Annotated in this window: 15 protein-coding genes and 1 pseudogene; 13 read left to right on the top strand and 3 right to left on the bottom strand. The window is 33.9% G+C overall.

Features of this window, described 5'->3' with window-relative positions:
• Positions 1-8 precede the first annotated feature (8 nt).
• Genes DW006_RS00995 through DW006_RS00985 form a run of 3 tightly spaced genes read right to left on the bottom strand, consistent with a single transcriptional unit; the run spans position 9 to position 5,266 of the window.
• Complete coding sequence (locus tag DW006_RS00995; protein ID WP_117998633.1) at positions 9-2,321, bottom strand: polysaccharide pyruvyl transferase family protein; 2,313 nt, start codon at positions 2,319-2,321, stop codon at positions 9-11.
• A gap of 8 nt (positions 2,322-2,329) precedes the next feature.
• The gene (locus DW006_RS00990; RefSeq protein ID WP_022165753.1) at positions 2,330-3,304 is read right to left on the bottom strand and encodes a glycosyltransferase family 2 protein; all 975 of its coding nucleotides are present in this window, start codon (positions 3,302-3,304) and stop codon (positions 2,330-2,332) included.
• A gap of 45 nt (positions 3,305-3,349) precedes the next feature.
• A complete protein-coding gene (locus DW006_RS00985) occupies positions 3,350-5,266 on the bottom strand; it encodes a hypothetical protein (protein ID WP_117998632.1) in 1,917 nt (638 codons plus the stop codon).
• A gap of 389 nt (positions 5,267-5,655) precedes the next feature.
• Here DW006_RS00985 and gatC point away from each other — a divergent pair, with 389 nt between their 5' ends.
• From gatC to panB, 13 genes and pseudogenes are all read left to right on the top strand, one after another.
• Positions 5,656-5,949, top strand: a complete 294-nt coding sequence (gene gatC / locus DW006_RS00980) for an Asp-tRNA(Asn)/Glu-tRNA(Gln) amidotransferase subunit GatC (protein WP_117998631.1) — start codon at positions 5,656-5,658, stop codon at positions 5,947-5,949.
• Positions 5,950-6,014: 65 nt separating this feature from the next.
• Entirely contained in the window at positions 6,015-7,487 is a 1,473-nt protein-coding gene (gatA, locus tag DW006_RS00975) for an Asp-tRNA(Asn)/Glu-tRNA(Gln) amidotransferase subunit GatA (protein ID WP_117998630.1), read from the top strand.
• An 11-nt stretch (positions 7,488-7,498) separates the two neighbouring features.
• Positions 7,499-8,932 carry an Asp-tRNA(Asn)/Glu-tRNA(Gln) amidotransferase subunit GatB gene (gene gatB / locus DW006_RS00970; RefSeq protein WP_117998726.1) on the top strand — a complete coding sequence of 478 codons (1,434 nt, stop codon included), beginning with the start codon at positions 7,499-7,501 and terminating at the stop codon, positions 8,930-8,932.
• Between the two features lie 198 nt (positions 8,933-9,130).
• Entirely contained in the window at positions 9,131-10,573 is a 1,443-nt protein-coding gene (purF, locus tag DW006_RS00965; RefSeq protein WP_199521859.1) for an amidophosphoribosyltransferase, read from the top strand.
• Positions 10,574-10,694: 121 nt separating this feature from the next.
• Positions 10,695-12,125 (top strand): adenylosuccinate lyase, encoded by a 1,431-nt coding sequence (purB, locus tag DW006_RS00960; RefSeq protein WP_117998629.1) that lies wholly within the window; start codon positions 10,695-10,697, stop codon positions 12,123-12,125.
• Positions 12,126-12,475: 350 nt separating this feature from the next.
• Positions 12,476-13,342 (top strand): annotated as a pseudogene (locus DW006_RS00955) (phosphoribosylaminoimidazolesuccinocarboxamide synthase); the annotation flags it as partial.
• A gap of 245 nt (positions 13,343-13,587) precedes the next feature.
• Complete coding sequence (locus DW006_RS00950; RefSeq protein WP_117998627.1) at positions 13,588-14,769, top strand: FKBP-type peptidyl-prolyl cis-trans isomerase; 1,182 nt, start codon at positions 13,588-13,590, stop codon at positions 14,767-14,769.
• 222 nt (positions 14,770-14,991) lie between these two features.
• Positions 14,992-15,831 carry a C39 family peptidase gene (locus tag DW006_RS00945; RefSeq protein WP_147337627.1) on the top strand — a complete coding sequence of 280 codons (840 nt, stop codon included), beginning with the start codon at positions 14,992-14,994 and terminating at the stop codon, positions 15,829-15,831.
• A 14-nt stretch (positions 15,832-15,845) separates the two neighbouring features.
• Positions 15,846-16,250: a hypothetical protein gene (locus DW006_RS00940; protein WP_117998625.1), complete on the top strand. Its 405-nt coding sequence runs from the start codon at positions 15,846-15,848 to the stop codon at positions 16,248-16,250.
• Between the two features lie 85 nt (positions 16,251-16,335).
• Positions 16,336-16,782, top strand: a complete 447-nt coding sequence (locus tag DW006_RS00935) for a hypothetical protein (RefSeq protein ID WP_147337626.1) — start codon at positions 16,336-16,338, stop codon at positions 16,780-16,782.
• 105 nt (positions 16,783-16,887) lie between these two features.
• A complete protein-coding gene (locus DW006_RS00930) occupies positions 16,888-17,082 on the top strand; it encodes a hypothetical protein (protein WP_147337625.1) in 195 nt (64 codons plus the stop codon).
• A gap of 678 nt (positions 17,083-17,760) precedes the next feature.
• Positions 17,761-18,600, top strand: a complete 840-nt coding sequence (locus DW006_RS00925) for a Rossmann-like and DUF2520 domain-containing protein (RefSeq protein WP_117998622.1) — start codon at positions 17,761-17,763, stop codon at positions 18,598-18,600.
• Positions 18,597-19,424 (top strand): 3-methyl-2-oxobutanoate hydroxymethyltransferase, encoded by an 828-nt coding sequence (panB, locus tag DW006_RS00920; protein ID WP_022165769.1) that lies wholly within the window; start codon positions 18,597-18,599, stop codon positions 19,422-19,424. The genes DW006_RS00925 and panB overlap by 4 nt, the downstream gene beginning before the upstream one ends.
• The last annotated feature ends 199 nt before the right edge of the window (positions 19,425-19,623 follow it).

Below are 19,623 nucleotides of genomic sequence, written 5' to 3'. Positions count from 1 at the left end.
TAAAACTCCTAAAAACTTAATAGCACACGAATAAAGCACATGTAGTAATAAATTACTTTAGTAGGAACTTTGGCTAACTTATCATAATGTTCTTCTGAATATTTTTTGTTATGTTCAGCTAACTTTAATGCAAGTTTGTGGTTCCATTTGCATTTATCACTTGTATCTAATTTTGCAGTTGTTTTCTTTGCTTTTGCAAGGTTAAATTTGAATACAAGAGCACGTTTCTGGCTTCTAACCATGTCTTTGTCACTAATATGTGTTGCGTAAATATCTCCATCAGCAATAGCCTGATTAAGAGCATCATACGCTTTCTGTGAACGAATAACACAGCTTGTGTGCTTTATAGGGTTACCCTTCATTTCTTTAAGCCAAATGTCACCGAAGCTTATGTCGCTACATTCACCAAAGTGATCCTGGCATGTCATACAACTATCTTTTTCAAAGAAATAAGCATTTTTGTAGGAACAAATTGTTTTTGAGTAAGAGAATTCCTTTGTGCTGCCATCATTGTATATCACACTGGAAATTCCGCGCCAATGTCCTCTTCTGTAGTAAAGACGTTTGGCATTTTCACTTGTAACACCTGACTTTTCCATTGAGAGGGTAGTTGCCTTAGGAGAATGGTTGCCACTACAGTACAAACCAAGTTTAAGAACAATCTTATCTTTGAGTGATTGATCTTTTTTCATTATTGTATCTAAACCTCTTAACATACATGGTGTCATTACAACAGCAACTTTTCCGTCAAAATTTCTAACTACATCAATGTGCTTAAGAAGAGGAATGTTCATATAAACACTTGATGAAGCATCTCTGATTTCTTCTTCTGTAGTTGCAATGTATGTTTTGTAAGTTAATTCGCCGTTTTCAAAAGCTGTCTTAGTTACCCAGGCACCGTCAATTTCTTTGTTCTTTAACATATTGCAAAGAAGAGCAGTAACCATACCGCCTGAAGCTGCGTTGCCACGAATGTCTTCGTTTGTTGAATAACCTTTTTTACAGCCAATGTGAGCACCAATGTATTTATCAGGATTGTTAAAATCTAATAATTTACATTTTTTTTTTGAATTTTTTGTTACATCATCTATAATTTCGCTAATATATTTAATATTGTTTCTTGAACTTGCTAAAACAGAATCAAGGTTTTTGTCAAGTTTAGCTCTAATATCATCTTCGTGAGAAACAAAGTCCTCAAAACTTTTCTTTAATTCTGATAATTCTAATTTTGAAAAGTCTATTGCGTACTGACCAAGTTCAAACATATCAAGAACTTCCTGATATTTGTGGCTCCAACCAATAAGAAGAACAGGAACTTTCTGTTCAAGGGAACCGATCATTGCATGGAATCTTGAAGCAACTAAAAATCTACATTTTCCAATGAAAGCTCTAATCTGTTCTGCATCCATTTCTTCATGGTACCAACGAACTTTGTCTTTGTTAGAAACGTCGTTATAAATTGCATCTCCAACCATAAGGTCGTTGTTTCTTGACTTTTCACTGTTAATTCTTGCCGCGTTTGCAATAAGAATTACGTTATAACCGCTTTCGTTTAAGTAGTTTACAAAGGAAACCATTGTATCCTTGTAAGGAATCCCCATTTTTTCGCATTTCTTCTCAACTACAGAACTAATTGAAAGGCCAACAACATTGTCATTGTAAAAACTGTCTTCGCTACAGATTCTATTGATTTCGTTGTTCCAGTATTCGCTGTCTTCCATTGAGAAAGCACCGTCAGCACATAACTTAACATTGTCTTTTACGCCAATACCCATAAGGTTATCGTATGTTTTCTGACCTCTGGCGCAAACAAGCTTAAGCTTTGGAAGAATCCATTTTGCTAGGAATTTGTTATAATGATTCTTAAATGTACCTAAAGCCTGTGAATACTTAACAACAGGAGTGCCAACTAAAAGTGGAACTGCTGCACAAACAAAAGCGTAAGTATTCATTACAAAACCACGACTGTCAACAAAAGAAATACCTGCTTCGTCAACAACTAGGTCTGTGTTTGTGTAAGTTTTTAATATTTTGTTTTTTAAAAGAAGCTTTTTAATAGGTGGACACCATTTAAAAAGCTTATAGAGTATAGCAAGCGGAAAAGCTACAAATAAAAGCTGTTCCGGTTTTGTGCTTGTAATATTAATAAAGTCAAAAGGTAATTGTTTCTTGTCCTCGCCTGGATAAACAGACATTAAGTTAATATTCAGTCTGTCTCCGTAAACATCGTGTAACTGTTTAATTGAACTTTGTAGCATAGCAGCGGCACCTTTGTTGCCGCTGTAGCTTGCTGCTGTAATAGCAATTGTTATATCTCTCATTATTACTCCTATTTGCTTTCTTTGTCTTCTTTGTTTTTAGCATCATTATCATAGTCGATTTTTCTTACATGGTACTGAACATCTTCCAAAATCTTGCGGTTAGCAGCAATAATGTCTGCCTGGAGTGCAATAATAAATGTTTGTACACCCATAAGTAAAAATGTGCTTGCTAAAATAAGTGACTGAACATGTCCGCTACCTGCACCCATGCCATAATATACAAGGAATCTGATTCCAAGTGCAAGTCCTAATGCGAAAAGGATGCCTCCAATGATTCCAAAGAATTTTAATGGCTTGTACATCATAAATGAACGGACAATAGTTACCATAGATCTTTTTACATATCCAAACATACTGCTGAACAAACGTGATTTTCTAAGTTCAGGGTTTGTTCTAATAGGAACAGATGTCATTGCCATCTTAGTTCTTCCTGCCTGGACAATAGTTTCAAGTGTGTATGTGTATTCATTTACAACATTTAATCTTAAAGCAGCTTCTCTGCTGTATGCTCTAAAACCACTTGGAGCATCAGGTATGTCTGATTTAGAAGCTACACGAACAGTCCAGCTTCCAAAGTGCTGTAATTTCTTCTTAAGAGGAGAAAAGTGAGCTGTGTTATCAATAGGTCTTTCACCAATAACAATATCTGCCTTTTCATCTAAAATAGGTCTTACTAATTTTTCAATGTCATCACCGTTATACTGGTTGTCGGCATCAGTATTAACAATAATATCTGCACCGTTCCGCAAACATGCATCAAGACCTGCCATAAATCCTTTGGCTAAGCCCTTGTTCTGTTTAAAGTTTACTACATAGTGAACACCCCATTTTTTTGCAACTTCCACAGTGTTATCGGCACTACCGTCATTAATAATGAGGTATTCAATCTCATCAATTCCGTCAATGTGCTTTGGTAAATCATTAAGCGCAATTTCCAGAGTCTCTGCTTCGTTATAACATGGTACCTGAATAATTAATTTCATTTCAAATCTCCTTACTGTATTTTTATATTCTACTGTACTTTAAATCTATTGTACCTTATATTCTGAAAGAGCGTAACCTTTGCTCTTTAAAAATTTAGCTAAATTTTTCCCTTTTACAAGAATTGTATCAGGAACCCCTACTTTATTCTTAAATGTATTGAATGTGTAGAATTTATCATTATCGCCGTAAACATCATTAGCGTTCTCAATAGCAATATTAACACTGTCTTTATCACATATAACAATAAATTCCTTCTGCTTCTTGTCGTCACGTAAATATTTTAATGTTCCTATATTAAACTGTGGCAGACCAAATTGATATGTTTTAACTAAATATCCACTCTTATGGTAGAAAATATCAGGATATTTTTCTGACACGTTTGTTTTTTCATCAATTTCTGCAATATAGTCAATGATGTTGTGAGTTCTTTCATATACTAATTCATCACGTCCACCTCTAACTTCTGAAGCTACATATCTGTAGTTAAGAGCGGAGAGAACAAATATTAAAACAGTAGCGCTGTAAATAACCTGTATTTTGTTAATACTTGTAAGTATTAATATTACAAGTAACAAACCTAATGATAGGAAGCCTGCTTTTGTGAAAGCTTCCGTCATCTGTGGGTAAGTACCGGTTGTGATTCCGTCTTCCACGTTGAAGAACTTTGTTAATGAAATGAAGTATCTTGTATTTGTTTTTGGAACAGTAGCCAAAACAGGACTAACTTTCTTTATAAAATAAACAAATACTAAAACGTAAGACACTACAGCTAAAACTTTAGCCTTCCACTTAATAATAATTCCCTTCTTTATAACTAAAGAATAAAGGGCAATTAAAACTATAAGTCCCACAGCACCAACTGTGTAACGACCGAAAACAATACGATCAGCTCGTTTAAGTTCAACTCCTGTAAATAGTTCATATGCACTTGGAAAGAAGAATAATGCTCCCAGCGCAAAAGTTCCCATTAAGCATAAAGCGGAAAATAAAGATAAAATAGTTTCACCTATATTTTTGCCTCTGTTAGCTTTTTTCAAATTAATAAATAATATTATTAATGCTGCAAAGAAGCCAATGATAACAAGTCCCATAGTTGAGGCAAAAAGGTTAAATAACCAGCCGGCAACTAATTTAAGTTCGATTAACATGCCCTTAAGTGTAAATAATTTACCAAGAGTTTCCATGTCGATTACATCAATGCTACCATGTCTTGTACCATAAATTCCATAAACGCCATTTTTAAAGAAAGCGGCCAGGAATTTGTCGATAACCATTAAAACTCCTGAGACAGGAACGTATATAAAATAATTAACTGTTTTGTGTTTGTAAACTGCAGAAATTAAAACTACAGTCATAAATGCCGCAATAATTAAAACGACACCTCTTGTATGTGTCATATAAGCATATACTGTCACAAATGCCAACACTGCTGAAAGAGTATTTCTAATGGCATTACTTGTTGTTGAAGATAATTCTAATATTACAAGTAAAATTGGCCATGGTAAAAATATAAGCATAGCATCACAACGGGCATACATTGCATAGAGCCAAATTGAAGAAATACCAACTGCAGGTACGGATATTAATAATGCCTGTATTTTTGATTCGATTTTTAAATGCTTTCTGCAAATATGATATGAAATAACAGGTATAAAGCTCATAATAAGCATGTTAAATGATATCATTGCCTTGTACATATAAACAGGATTGCTTCTGAATGCCATATAAATAGGATAATATAAAGCAGAGAATGCATATTTGTAATAAAAACCTCCCATTGTTTGTACACAAAAGCTCCAATCATCTCCTGCCATAAAAGCTGTATTGGCAACTGTACCTGTTTCATCAAGTACATACGGAAGTGATAGTGTTGAGGCAAAGAAAACAGTTGTTATTGCAAAAACAGCGTAAATCAGTATCTTTACATCTCTATCAGACATGTTTTTAAGAAAACTTTTCATATGCTATAAATCCTTTCGTGTTATAAAAATATTAAATTGTTTTTTGACAGCATTAAAAGGGTTTGCAGATATATAAATATTTGCAAATACCTGATGAAAAAATATTAAGTAATTTTGCTTAAGTCAAATGTTATTTTTTTAAACGTATTATAATAGGAAATAATCAATATTAAATAGGTATAAATAAATAACAAACAAAGTATAAGATAGTTGTAATAAAAAGTCAATAATAGTGATAATAACACTTAATGGCAATATTTTTTAAGTATATTGTGAAGAATATTAGTTATATTTTGTAGCTAATTGATTTTTGCATTGTTTTTATGTAAAATATAGACTATATGTAAATTTTACCCAAAACAGAGGTATTAAGATAGAAGGAGGTTTCAATGGCTAACGTTATTTCAGACGAAACAATTGAATATGTTGGTATTTTAGCGAAGCTTGAATTGTCCGACGAGGAAAAAGAAAAAGCAAAAGAAGATATGGGAAAAATGCTTGATTACATTGACAAACTTAATGAACTTGATACAAGCAACGTTGAACCTATGAGTCACGTATTCCCTGTAAACAATGTTTTCAGAGAAGATGTTGTTACTAATGGTGACGATAGAGAGAATATATTAAAGAATGCACCGGAAGAAAAAGATGGCGCATTTGTTGTACCAAAAACATTTGATTAATAATAAGGAAAATTATAAATTAAAGTTTCAGAAAGAATTAATGTAATTTATCGAAAGGAACAAATATGAGTTTAATGAATCTTACAGCTGTTCAATTAGGTAAAAAAATCAAAAGCGGTGAAGTGAAAGTTGAAGATGCCGTTCTTGATGCTTTTGCACAGATTGAAGCAGTGGAAAGCGATATAAACAGTTATGTGACTGTATTAGAAAAAGAAAAAGTATTAGCTAAAGCAAAGGAAGTTCAGGCAAAAATAGATGCAGGAGAGCTTACAGGACCTATAGCAGGTGTGCCTGTGGCAATAAAGGACAACATGTGTACAGAAGGAGTCTTAACAACATGTAGTTCAAAAATATTAGAAAACTTTAATCCAACATACACAGCTGAGGCTGTTTTGAATTTGGAAAAAGCAGGAGCCATTATAATAGGAAAGACTAATATGGATGAGTTCGCAATGGGTAGTACAACAGAAACTTCTCATTACGGGGTAACAAAAAATCCTTGGAACAATGAACATGTACCAGGTGGTTCATCAGGTGGTAGCTGTGCAGCCGTTGCAGCAGAAGAATGTTCATATGCCCTTGGTTCAGACACAGGTGGATCAATTAGACAGCCAAGTTCATTTTGTGGTGTAACAGGTATTAAGCCAACATATGGTACAGTATCAAGATACGGCCTTATTGCTTACGGTTCATCACTTGATCAGATTGGACCAGTTGCAAAGGATGTTACAGACTGTGCAACAATTTTAGAGACAATAGCAAGCTATGATCCAAAAGATTCCACATCAGTAAAAAGAGAATCATATGATTTTACAAGTGCCTTGGTAGATGATGTAAAAGGTTTGAAGATTGGTATTCCAAAGGGCTATTTTGGTGAAGGTCTTGACAGCGAAGTTAAAGAAGCAATTCTTAACGGTGTAAAAGTTCTTGAAGAAAAGGGAGCCATTGTTGAAGAATTTGACTTAGATTTAATAGATTATGCAATTCCTGCATATTACGTTATTGCAGCAGCAGAAGCAAGCTCAAACCTTGCAAGATTTGATGGTGTAAAATACGGTTATCGTACACCTGAGTACGAAGGACTACACAACATGTACAAGAAAACACGTTCCGAAGGTTTTGGTGCGGAAGTTAAGAGACGTATTATGCTTGGTTCTTTCGTATTAAGTTCAGGATATTATGATGCATATTATCTAAAAGCATTAAGAACAAAGGCTTTAATTAAGAAGGCATTTGATGAAGCCTTTGCAAAATATGACGTTATTATCGGACCTGCAGCTCCAACAACAGCACCAAAACTTGGTGAGAGCTTATCAGATCCAATTCAGATGTATTTAGGTGACATTTATACAATTTCAGTAAACTTAGCAGGACTTCCGGGAATCAGTGTTCCTTGTGGAACAGACAGTAAGGGACTTCCAATTGGCATGCAGATTATTGGAGATTGTTTCAAAGAAAATAATATTATCAGAGCAGCTTATGCATATGAACAGTCAAGAGACTATGAAAGATGCAAAGTAGCAAAGAACAGAGATTAGGAGGAGCAGCAATGGAAAAAGCGTACGAGACAGTCATAGGACTTGAAGTTCATGTGGAATTAGCAACAAAAACAAAAATTTTCTGCTCCTGTTCAACAGAGTTTGGTGGAGCACCAAATACACATACATGCCCTGTTTGTACAGGTATGCCGGGTTCACTTCCTGTATTAAATAAACAGGTAGTAGAATATGCAATGGCAGTTGGACTTGCTACAAACTGCGACATTACAAGAAACGGGAAGTTTGATAGAAAGAATTATTTTTATCCTGACAATCCACAGAACTATCAGATTTCACAGTTATACAAACCAATTTGTACTAATGGATATGTTGAAATCAAAGGTGATGATGGTGAGAAAAAGCAGGTTAGAATTCATGAAATTCATATGGAAGAAGATGCAGGTAAGTTAGTCCATGATGACTTTTACGATTGTTCATTAGTGGACTTAAACCGTTCAGGTGTGCCACTTATTGAAATCGTGTCAGAACCTGACATGAGAAGTGCTGACGAAGTAGTAGCATATCTTGAAAAATTGCGTATGATTATTCAGTACCTTGGAGCTTCTGACTGTAAGCTTAACGAAGGCTCAATGAGAGCTGACGTAAACCTTTCAGTAAGAGAAGTTGGTGCCAGTGAATTTGGTACAAGAACTGAAATGAAGAACCTTAACTCATTTAAGGCAATTGCAAGAGCTATAGAAAACGAAAGAGAAAGACAGATTGACTTAATAGAAGCTGGTAAGGAAGTAATTCAGGAAACAAGACGTTGGGATGATACAAAAGAGTATTCTTACGCTATGCGTTCAAAAGAAGATGCACAGGATTACAGATACTTCCCTGATCCTGATTTAGTACCTGTTATAATCAGTGAAGAATGGTTACAGGAAGTAAAATCACGTGAGCCTGAATTTAGAGACGAAAAGATGGCAAGATACATTGAAAAATTTGAACTTCCTGAATATGACGCAGATATTATAACACAGTACAAGCCACTTGCAGATTTATTTGAAGAGACAGTTGCTCTTGGAAATAAACCAAAAGAAGTTAGTAACTGGATCATGGGTGAAACAATGAGACTTTGCAAGGAAGAGTCAATTGATCCTGACCAGATTAAGTTCTCAGCAGCCAACCTTTCAAAATTAATTAAGTTAATTGAAGATAGCGTAGTTAACCGTGGTGCTGCTAAGGAAGTCTTTGAAGAAATGTTCAAGTCAGATGTTGATCCTGAAAAATATGTTGAAGAACATGGTATGAAACAGGATAATGACGAGGATGCTTTAAGAGAAATCGTTAAAAAAGTAATCGAAGAAAATCCTAAGGCAGTAGAGGATGTCCGTTCAGGAAAAGGAAAAGCTATTGGAGCTTTAGTTGGTCAGACAATGAAGGCAACACAGGGCAAAGCAAATCCGGGTGTTGTAAACAAATTATTAAAAGAACTTATTTAGTTAAATAAAGTAATAAAGTGTGGGAAAGAGAAAATCTGTGTTGATTTTCTCTTTTCTTCGTTTTATAATGAACCCGTGGCGTTTTTTTTTCTAAATGTCACAATAGCGAATTTTAATATGAAGGAGGAAAATGAAAAAATACATATAATATATGTTTTCATTTTTACCTTCATTTTTTTATTTTCAAGGGAGATTATAATGAATCAGAGAGATGTAAGTATGAGTTGGGAACCTGATGCATTACACGAAGAATGTGGTGTGTTTGGAATGTATGACTTTGACGGAAATGACGTGGCTTCTTCCATATACTATGGTCTTTTTGCACTACAGCACAGAGGACAGGAAAGTTGTGGTATTGCTGTATCAGATACCAGTGGCCCAAGAAAAGTAGACTTATATAAGGGAATGGGCCTTGTAAATGAAGTGTTTGATCAGGAAAAGATTCAAAGTCTAAAGGGTAATATCGGTGTAGGACATGTTAGATATTCTACAGCCGGAGACAGTGTAATTAGCAACGCACAGCCATTAGTTATTAATTATGTAAAAGGTACATTAATGATGGCACATAATGGTAACTTAATTAACGCTAATGAACTTAGAGATGAGTTAGCGTATACAGGTGCTATTTTCCAGACTACTATTGATTCTGAAGTTATTGCTTATTTAGTAGCAAGAGAAAGAATCAAAAGTAAAACAGCAGAAGAAGCAGTTGTAAATGCAATGAAAAAATTAAAAGGTGCATATGCATTGGTAGTTTCAAGTCCAAGAAAATTAATTGGTGCCAGAGATCCATACGGATTTAAGCCATTATGTATTGGAAAAAGAGACAATGCCTACATCTTGGCATCTGAGTCCTGTGCACTTGACACAATTGATGCAGAATTTGTTAGAGACGTAGAACCGGGAGAAGTTGTAACTATCGACGAAAACGGTATTAAGTCAGACAAATCACTTTGTGTTAAGCCGGAAGATCAGGCAAGATGCATATTTGAATATATTTATTTTGCAAGACCTGACAGTTACTTTGATGGAGTAAGTGTTTACGATTCAAGAATTATGGCAGGTAAATTTTTAGCAATGGACAGTCCTGTAGATGCTGATATTGTTGTAGGTGTACCTGAATCAGGCAATGTTGCTGCAATGGGATATGCAATGCAGGCAGGAATTCCTTACGGAACAGCTTTTGTAAAGAATAGTTATGTTGGAAGAACATTTATTAAGCCACAGCAAAAGAGTCGTGAGTCAAGTGTTCGTGTAAAACTTAACGTGTTAAAAGAAGTAGTTAAGGGCAAGAGAGTTATTATGATTGATGACTCAATTGTACGAGGAACTACAAGTGATAGAATTGTGCAGATGGTAAGAGAAGCAGGTGCTACAGAAGTACATATGAGAATAAGCTCTCCACCATTTATTAGCGAATGTTATTTTGGAACAGATATTCCTTCTAAGGAACAGTTAATAGCTCATAACAGAACAGTTGAAGAAATCAATGATGTTATTGGAGCAGATTCTTTAGGTTACCTTAAAGTGGAACGCTTGAAGGAACTTTCAAGAGGACAGGAAATATGTATGGGATGTTTTACAGGAAAATATCCCCTTGAACCACCTAAGGAAGATATTCGTGGTGAATATAAGAAATAAAATATATTTACTAAAATATAAGGCTTAAGCTGATTTGTAAATCAGCCGGCACAGACAAATATTTATTCGGTATTAAAGAAATTTAATATATACAAACTATTTAAAAATCAAGGAGGTTTTTATGAACGACAGATATAACAGCCCGTTGTCAGAAAGATACGCAAGTAAGGAAATGCAGTACATTTTTTCACCTGACATGAAGTTTAAAACATGGAGAAAGTTATGGATTGCACTTGCTGAATCAGAGATGGAACTTGGACTTAACATTACACAGGAACAGATTGATGAATTAAAAGCTCACGCTGAAGACATTAATTATGATGTTGCAAAAGAAAGAGAAAAATTAGTTCGTCACGATGTAATGTCACACGTTTATGCTTACGGCCAGCAGTGCCCAAAGGCAAAAGGTATTATTCATCTTGGTGCAACATCATGTTACGTTGGGGATAACACTGATATTATCATTATGACAGAAGGTCTTAAGTTAGTTCGTAAGAAATTAATTAATGTTATAAATGAACTTGCAAAGTTTGCTGACAAGTACAAATCACAGCCAACTTTAGCATTTACACATTTCCAGCCTGCTCAGCCAACAACAGTAGGTAAAAGAGCTACATTATGGCTTATGGAATTAAAATTAGATTTAGATGATTTAGATTATGTTTTAGATAACATGATGCTTCTTGGAAGTAAGGGAACTACAGGAACACAGGCTAGTTTCTTAGAACTTTTCGAAGGTGATCATGAAAAAATCAAAGAACTTGAAAAGAAAATTGCAAACAAAATGGGATTTGATAAGTGCTTCCCTGTATCAGGTCAGACATATTCAAGAAAGATGGATACAAGAGTGCTTAACATCTTAGCAGGTATTGCAGCAAGTGCTCATAAATTCTCTAATGACATTAGATTATTACAGCACTTAAAGGAAATTGAAGAACCATTTGAAAAGAATCAGATTGGTTCATCAGCAATGGCTTACAAGAGAAATCCTATGAGAAGCGAAAGAATTGCATCACTTGCAAATTATGTAATGGTTACAGCATTAAATCCAGCCATTACATCAGCTACACAGTGGTTTGAAAGAACATTAGATGACTCAGCAAACAAGAGACTTAGTGTGCCTGAATCATTCCTTGCAATTGATGGAATTTTAGATTTATATCTTAACGTAGTAGACGGTTTGGTTGTATACGATAAGGTTATTGAAAAGAGACTTATGAGCGAACTTCCATTTATGGCAACAGAAAATATTATGATGGATGCTGTAAAAGCTGGCGGGGACAGACAGGAATTACACGAAAAGATTCGTGAACTTTCAATGGAAGCCGGAGCAAATGTTAAGCAGAAAGGTCTTGATAACAACTTACTTGAACTTATTGCAAATGATGACGCATTTAATATGTCACTTGAAGATCTTCAGAAAACAATGGATCCAAGCAAGTATGTAGGACGTTCACCTGAACAGGTAGATGAATTCTTAGCAGAAGAAATAAAGCCAATCTTAGATGCAAATAAAGACATCTTAGGATTAAGTGCAGAAATAAACGTGTAAATCCAAAGGTTGAAATAAAATAACTTTTCCAGTTTGCTGAGAAAAGTTGTTTTATTAACAACCTGAAAACACATAAGGATGGAGAAATTTTCGAAAGAAAATTTCGAGAATCCGCATGTGTGCAGAAGGGCGAAAGTTACCAAGTAACGGAGCACTTCGTGGATTTACAAAAAGACTATTGATTTATAAAAACATTCGCCGAAGGTAAGCTATTGGAGAAAGTGCTCTAACGTGGTCGGTTCATTAAGGCAGCGTAGCTGGCTTGATAGAACTGCTACTAGCGTTTGGCAGCGGGAGCGTGCTTTCGACAATAGTTACCTTCGGCGAATGAGAGTGTAAAGGAGAGGAAAAAGATGAAGCCAATTAAAGAAGGAAAAGTAAGAGAAATCTATGACAACGGAGACAGCTTAATTATGGTAGCAACTGACAGAATTAGTTGCTTTGATGTAATTTTAAAAAATGTAATTGAAAAGAAGGGTACAGTTCTTACACAGATGTCAAAGTTCTGGTTTGACATGACAGAAGATATCGTTCCTAACCACATGATTTCAGTAGACGTAAACGATATGCCTGAATTTTTCAGACAGCCAAAATTTGATGGAAACAGCATGATGTGTAAGAAACTTGAAATGCTTCCAATCGAATGTATCGTTCGTGGATATATTACAGGTAGCGGTTGGGCAAGCTATCAGGAAAATGGAACAGTTTGCGGAATCAAACTTCCTGAGGGCTTAAAAGAATCAGATAAGCTTCCTGAACCAATTTACACACCTTCAACAAAGGCAGAAATTGGTGATCATGACGAAAATATTTCTTATGAAGAAAGCATTAAAGTTTTAGAAAAACAGTTCCCAGGTAAGGGTGAAGAATATGCTGCAAAATTAAAAGAATATACAATTGCTCTTTATAAGAAGTGTGCAGACTATGCATTAGAACGTGGAATTATTATTGCAGATACAAAGTTTGAATTTGGTCTTGATGAAAATGGAAACATCGTAATCGGTGATGAAATGCTTACACCTGACAGCTCAAGATTCTGGCCTGCAGATGTTTATGAACCTGGACATGGTCAGCCATCATTTGACAAACAGTTTGCACGTGACTGGTTAAAAGCAAACGACAATCATAACTGGACACTTCCAAAAGAAGTAGAAGATAAAACAATTGCTATTTATTTAGAAGGTTATGAAAAGATTACAGGCAAGAAATTAGTTTAAAATTTTGTTTGGAAATTATTTTGAAAATAGTTTTATACAGATTATCAGGTAAATGGGGATATAAGTTAAATAGAACTTCCTAATTTCAAAAGTAAAAAAGTGTGATAATTTTGTGAATTAAAACGTTTTTTGAAAATAGACTTTAAATAATAAGGTTATTGTGATAGAATCAGTTGTATGCGTGTTAGGGCGTACGACTGATTTTGCTTTTAACACAAAAAATAGAAGAGGAGAAAAAATATAAGATGTATAAGAAGATTTTAGCAGTTGCATTATCAGCAACTATGGCATTAGGTCTTGTAGGTTGTGGTAGCACAACATCAGGAACAGTAAAGACAGATTTAGGCTCAATTAAGTTAGCTGAATACAAAGGATTAACAGCTTACGAAGATGATATTAAGGTTACAGACAGTGAATTACAGCAGACAATTGATCAGGATTTATCATCACATAAGACAACAGAAAAGATTAAAAAAGGTTCTGTTAAGAAGGATTCATCTGTAGTATTTAATTATACAGGAAAGATTGAATCAAAAGGTAAGAAGGTAGCATTTGACGGTGGCTCAGCAACAGATCAGGTAGCAGATATGTCAGCTAAGACAGTTGGTGGAAGCAAGATGATTGATGGTTTTGTTGATGCACTTAAAGGACACAAGGTTGGAGATACATTTACTAAGAAGTTAAATTTCCCTTCAAACTACACAGGAACAACAACAGTTAATAGTAAGAAAGTTAAGTTAGCTGGTAAGTCAGTATGGTTTACATACAAGATTACAGCTTTACAGAAAACAAACACACCTGAATTAAATGACGAATTTGTTAAGAAAAACTATTCATCAGACAAGTTGACAACAGTTAAGGCTTACAAAGAATATCAGAAAAAAGAATTAAAGTACAACAAGATTATGAACGGCTTATGGCAGGATTATGTTGCTGACTGTAAGGTTTCAGAATACAATAAGGAACAGTTAACACAGTACGAATCACAGGCTGAATCACAGATTGTAGCTCAGTATTCATCATACGGTATTAAAGACATTAAGACATACTTAGAAGCATGCAGCATGTCAGAAAGTGATTGGCATAAGCAGTCAAAAGAAGCTATCAAGAGTAGAATGGTAATTTACGCTATTGCTAAGGAAGAAGGTCTTGATGGAGACAAGATTTACAAGAGCGAAGGCGATGCATATGCTAAGAAATACTACGGAGCAGATGTTAAGACATTAGCAAAGAACTACGGAGAATCAACAGTAAAAGATACTCTTAAACTTAATATTTTATTAATGAAGGTTAGAGATATCATCTGTGAAAATGTTAAGACAAAGAAGGGCTCAGCTCCAACTACAACAGTTGAAACAACAACAGCAGCTTCTACAACAGCAGCTTCAACAGAAACAACAAAGGCAGCTGAAACAACAACAAAATAAACAAGAAGTAAATATATGAAAGAGTTATGATGTGACCCCAAAAAGTTAGACTTTTTGGGGTCACATCACTTCTGAACTTGTTTTAAAAAAGTATTATTCGACTCAAATCAGAAGGTGAGTGCATATTTATATAATGTTAAAAAGAATAAACAAATAGAAGGATATATAATAGCTAGTTCTGAAGAAAATAATAATATTATTGAATTTGGAGATGAATTGTTTTTGGATAATGCATCAGAGAAAGTTGAAGAAAATTTTGATGTAAAAAAGAAAAAACAGAAAGTTTATTATCTAGGCGGTATGAGTTATGCAATAGGAGGCAATGATAATAAAGATGAAAAGGTATTAGTAGATGTTTCTAACAATAACATAGAGAAAATATCAGAAAAAGAAATGTGCAGAATGGAGAGTGAAGTAGATAAAGTGTCATTATCGTCACCACCTGATAATTCAGGCGATGGGTTTATTACAAATCCAGGAAAGTATGAAAGTGGTTATGATTCTTCAAGTTCTAAAAATGTTAAGGGGTATAATATAACGTATAAGATTATGTCTGAATTGCAAAGTGGTGGAGTATGTGCACCAACAGCAGCTACTAATATTATGCTATACTGGTATAAAAGAGATAGCAAAAAATATAAAAAACTTTATTATAAGTCTAATTGGAAAACAACATTTAAAAAGTTGCGTGATTATATGAAATGTAAATCAGAAGGAGGGACATTAGATAAAAATGTTGCAACGGGACATAGCAAATTTTTTGATTTAGTGGGAGTAAATAATTATACAGTTAAATTTCATAGTGGTACAAATAGCGGAAGAAAAATTGTGAGTGAGATTAACAATGGTAGACCGTGTCACTTGATAGTTCACGATCATTACAAGTATAATGATCATTCGGTTGTAGCACTAGGATATAAGCAGTACATTTATGAACATTGGTATGGAGATAGGTATGAAACGTACATTCGTATAGCAGATGGTTGGACAAACTCACCTACACGTTTTGTTTGGGGAAAATGTAAAGGCAGTTGGAATTATGTTACTGTAAATATAAAGTAAGTAAAGGAGAAATTATGAAAAAAAAAGTATGCATTGTGATTATTCCTTTGGTATTAGTAATGGTTGTTGTATCAATTATTATCGTAAAGTCATCATCGACGCAGAAAATGTTATCTATTCCCAAAGAAGAAATTACAAAAATTTTAGTTACAGATGGTAATAACGGAAATGTAACGGAGTTGACGAAAGAACAAACAGATAAGTTATATAATAAATTAACTAATACCAAGATAAAAAAGAAAGTTTCGGAAGATGCTAGTGGTTGGTTATATAATATAGATATCTTTAGAAAAAATTCTTCAATTAGCATTACATTAATTTCCAATGAAGAATGTAGTATATCGAATAAGAAATATTCTATTAAAGAAAATAAAGGTAAAGAGATTATTGATATGGTCAAAGAGTTTACTGATAAATAAATTGAAAATAATAAAGTAAATTAATAAATCACATCTACGTTAGATATGTTTTTGAATATTAAAAAAGGACATATTTAGCGTAGATGTGATTTTAAAGGAATATGTTATACTAACAACTAGGATGAGAGAGTATATCAGTAAGTATTCCGGTAAGAATTTCAGTGACGAGGAAGCAGTGAAAATGGCTGTGGACGAATGTATAAATGAAGATGTGTTGCGAGAATTTCTGCTGGAAAATAAGGCGGAGGTGGTTAAAATGTTCTTGACAGAGTATAACGAAAAGCAGACATTGGAAAACACGTATAACGATGGCGTTGAAGCTGGCAAAGAGATTGGTAAATCGCAGGGAATTGAATTCGGAGAACGCAGAAAACTTGTTGAAATGGTATATAAGAAAATAAAAAGAGGAAAAAGTGTAGAAGAAATAGCAGACGATTGGGAAGAAGATATAGAAGTGATTAATTCTATTTTTAATGAAATAGAAAAGTTAGGGTTAGATAAAAGTTTGGAAGAGATAATGGAACATTTTTAGTAAAAAATAACAAAGACCTCTACGATAAAAAGTTGAAGAGTGTTATGTGAATAAAGAGGCTAACGCTAAGTTGATACCAGCTTCATTAGAGATATGTTTTTAAACATGTCTAATTTAATTGACAATGAGGAGTTAAATGGAAATCATGTTGAAACTAATGTAAGACCGTATGGTGGCACAGCAGGAAAAAGATATATTGGTAACCTAACTGCTAATTCCACTATTGAGTATAAAACCAATATTGCAAAATCAGGGAAATACAGATTAGATGTAGATGCTGTTGCAGGAAATAGCAATTGAATATTAACAGTATATTTAGATGATAAGGAGTTGGCAAAAGTACCTGTGGTTTCAAAGAATGGTGTAATACAGGCTAAGGACAAAGAAAAATGTTTAGTTTACGTTTACGCACAAAATGATATTTATAAAAAATCAAAGTTAAAGTTTTAAGATGGTACAAACACAAAATAATCAAAGTTTTAAATAGTACAAAAATAATTAAGACACTAAAAATAGAAAGACATTTGTAGCAGTATAAAGATATTGTTACAGATGTCTTTTTAGTTATTAAAAAGAATCGAAATTATTATTTGATAAAAAAACTTCGGCTGTGGATATATCTTGATACAAAAAAAGTTGTTGAAACAATACGCACTGGTTATGTGAAATGTTGCAAACGACAATCTTTAGTACGTTATAGGAAAGTTTAATGGAATTTTTATTACATTATATATAACAGTGTATTTGTTATAATGAAAAAATGTGATTAGATAATAGCCAAAAAGATTTGCATTAATTCCCTAATTGTGTTAAATTATTTCGCGGATGGTATTCGAAATGAAACTATACTGATGAATAAAATATTTTTCACTATAAAGATTGGAGCGTAGCTTATATCTTGAAGGAATGAGACTCATTGTCCCAAAACTATAATATTTAGTTGACATAAGTCAAAAAATATTAAAAGGAGGGATGCCCATGAAAGTTGGATTTATAGGAGCAGGGAAAGTTGGATTTTCTCTGGGAAAATATTTAGCAGATAATAATCAGAAAGTTATTGGTTATTACAGTGAATTTAAAGAAGATGCAAAAGAAGCATCGAAGTTTACTAATTCGGCATATTATACGGATGTTGAATTGTTAGTAAAGGATAGTGAGATTGTTTTTATTACGGTCCCGGACGGTGTAATTGAAAAGGTCTGGAGTAGTATAAAACATTTTAGTCTAAGTGGAAAAATTATTTGTCACACAAGTGGCGCATTATCGTCAGAAGTCTTTTCGGATATTTCAAAACGTGGTGGTTTTGGATTTTCTATTCACCCACTCTTTGCAGTGAGCGACAAATATAGTTCTTACAAAGAGTTGTCAAAAAGTTATTTCACAGTAGAAGGATCAGAAGAAAAAATTAACTTTGTAAAACAATGGCTTGAAAGTTTTGGAAACAATGTTTGTGTTATTTCCAAGGAAAACAAAGTTAAATATCATGCGTCAGCGGCAATTGCAAGTAATCTTGTTGTTGGGCTTATTAGTTTAAGTGAGCAGTTGTTACTTGAATGTGGCTTTGACAAAGATTCAGCCGATACTGCATTAGCCCCGATTATTAGAGGAAATGTTGAACATTGTTTGAATGATGGTTGCAGTGCTGCATTAACCGGCCCAATTGAGCGAAATGACACAACAACAGTTTTGAAACATTTGAAAACATTAAGTGGAAACAGCAAAGAAATTTATAAAGCAGTGTCAAGACAGGTTTTAGACGTTGCTAAAAATAAAAATAAAGATAGAGATTACAGTGAAATGGAGGATATTCTAAAATGAAGAACACAGTAAATACATTATTAAAACAGAAACAGGACGGAGATAAAATTACAATGTTGACTTGCTATGATTACTCAACAGCAAAGTTAATGGAAGAAGTTGGTGTAAACACAATTTTAGTTGGTGACTCACTTGGAAATACAATGCTTGGATATGAAGATACAATTCAGGTAACAATGGAAGACATGATTCACCATTGTGCAGCAGTTTCAAGAGGAATCAAAGATATTCTTTTAGTTTGCGATATGCCATTTATGTCATATCAGACATCAGTTTATGATGCAGTTGTAAACGCAGGCAGACTTATGAAGGAAGGTCACGCTAATATGGTAAAACTTGAAGGTGGCGTGGAAGTCGCACCACAAATCGAAGCAATTGTAAAAGCATCAATTCCAGTTTGTGCACATATCGGTCTTACACCACAGTCAATTAATGCATTTGGTGGTTTCAAGGTTCAGGGAAAAACTGAAGCAGCAGCAAAGAAGTTAATTGAAGATGCAAAAGCAGTTCAGGCAGCAGGTGCATCAATGGTTGTTTTAGAAGCAGTACCTGCAAAACTTGCAGCAAAAGTTACAGAAATTCTTGACATACCAACTATTGGAATTGGGGCAGGAGCAGGCTGTGACGGACAGGTTTTAGTTTACCAGGATATGCTTGGAATGTTTACTGATTATGTTCCAAAATTTGTACGTCAGTTTGCAAATGTAGGTGAAGTAATGAAAGGTGCATTCAGGGATTATATCAAGGCTGTAAAAGATAAGAGCTTCCCTGCTGAAGAGAACACATACAAAATTGATGATGAAATAATTAATAAATTATACTAATTTACTATAGAAAATTAAGTATAGGATAACAAATAATTAATTATTTAAGTGCATACAGGTTCTATTTTACCTATGCCTACACAAAGGAGAAAAATTATTTTAAAAGTAATGCATAACTTACTTTACTAATTACTTTTAAAGTATTATATTAAGAAACGGTTAGTTTGAAAATAATACACACAAAGTGTAAATGAAGATA

It is taken from the genome of Eubacterium sp. AF36-5BH (genome assembly GCF_003460505.1).
Taxonomy (GTDB): domain Bacteria; phylum Bacillota; class Clostridia; order Lachnospirales; family Lachnospiraceae; genus Eubacterium_G.
Note: the sequence above shows the minus strand (reverse complement) of the source record. Positions and strands in the feature narration are given on the sequence as shown.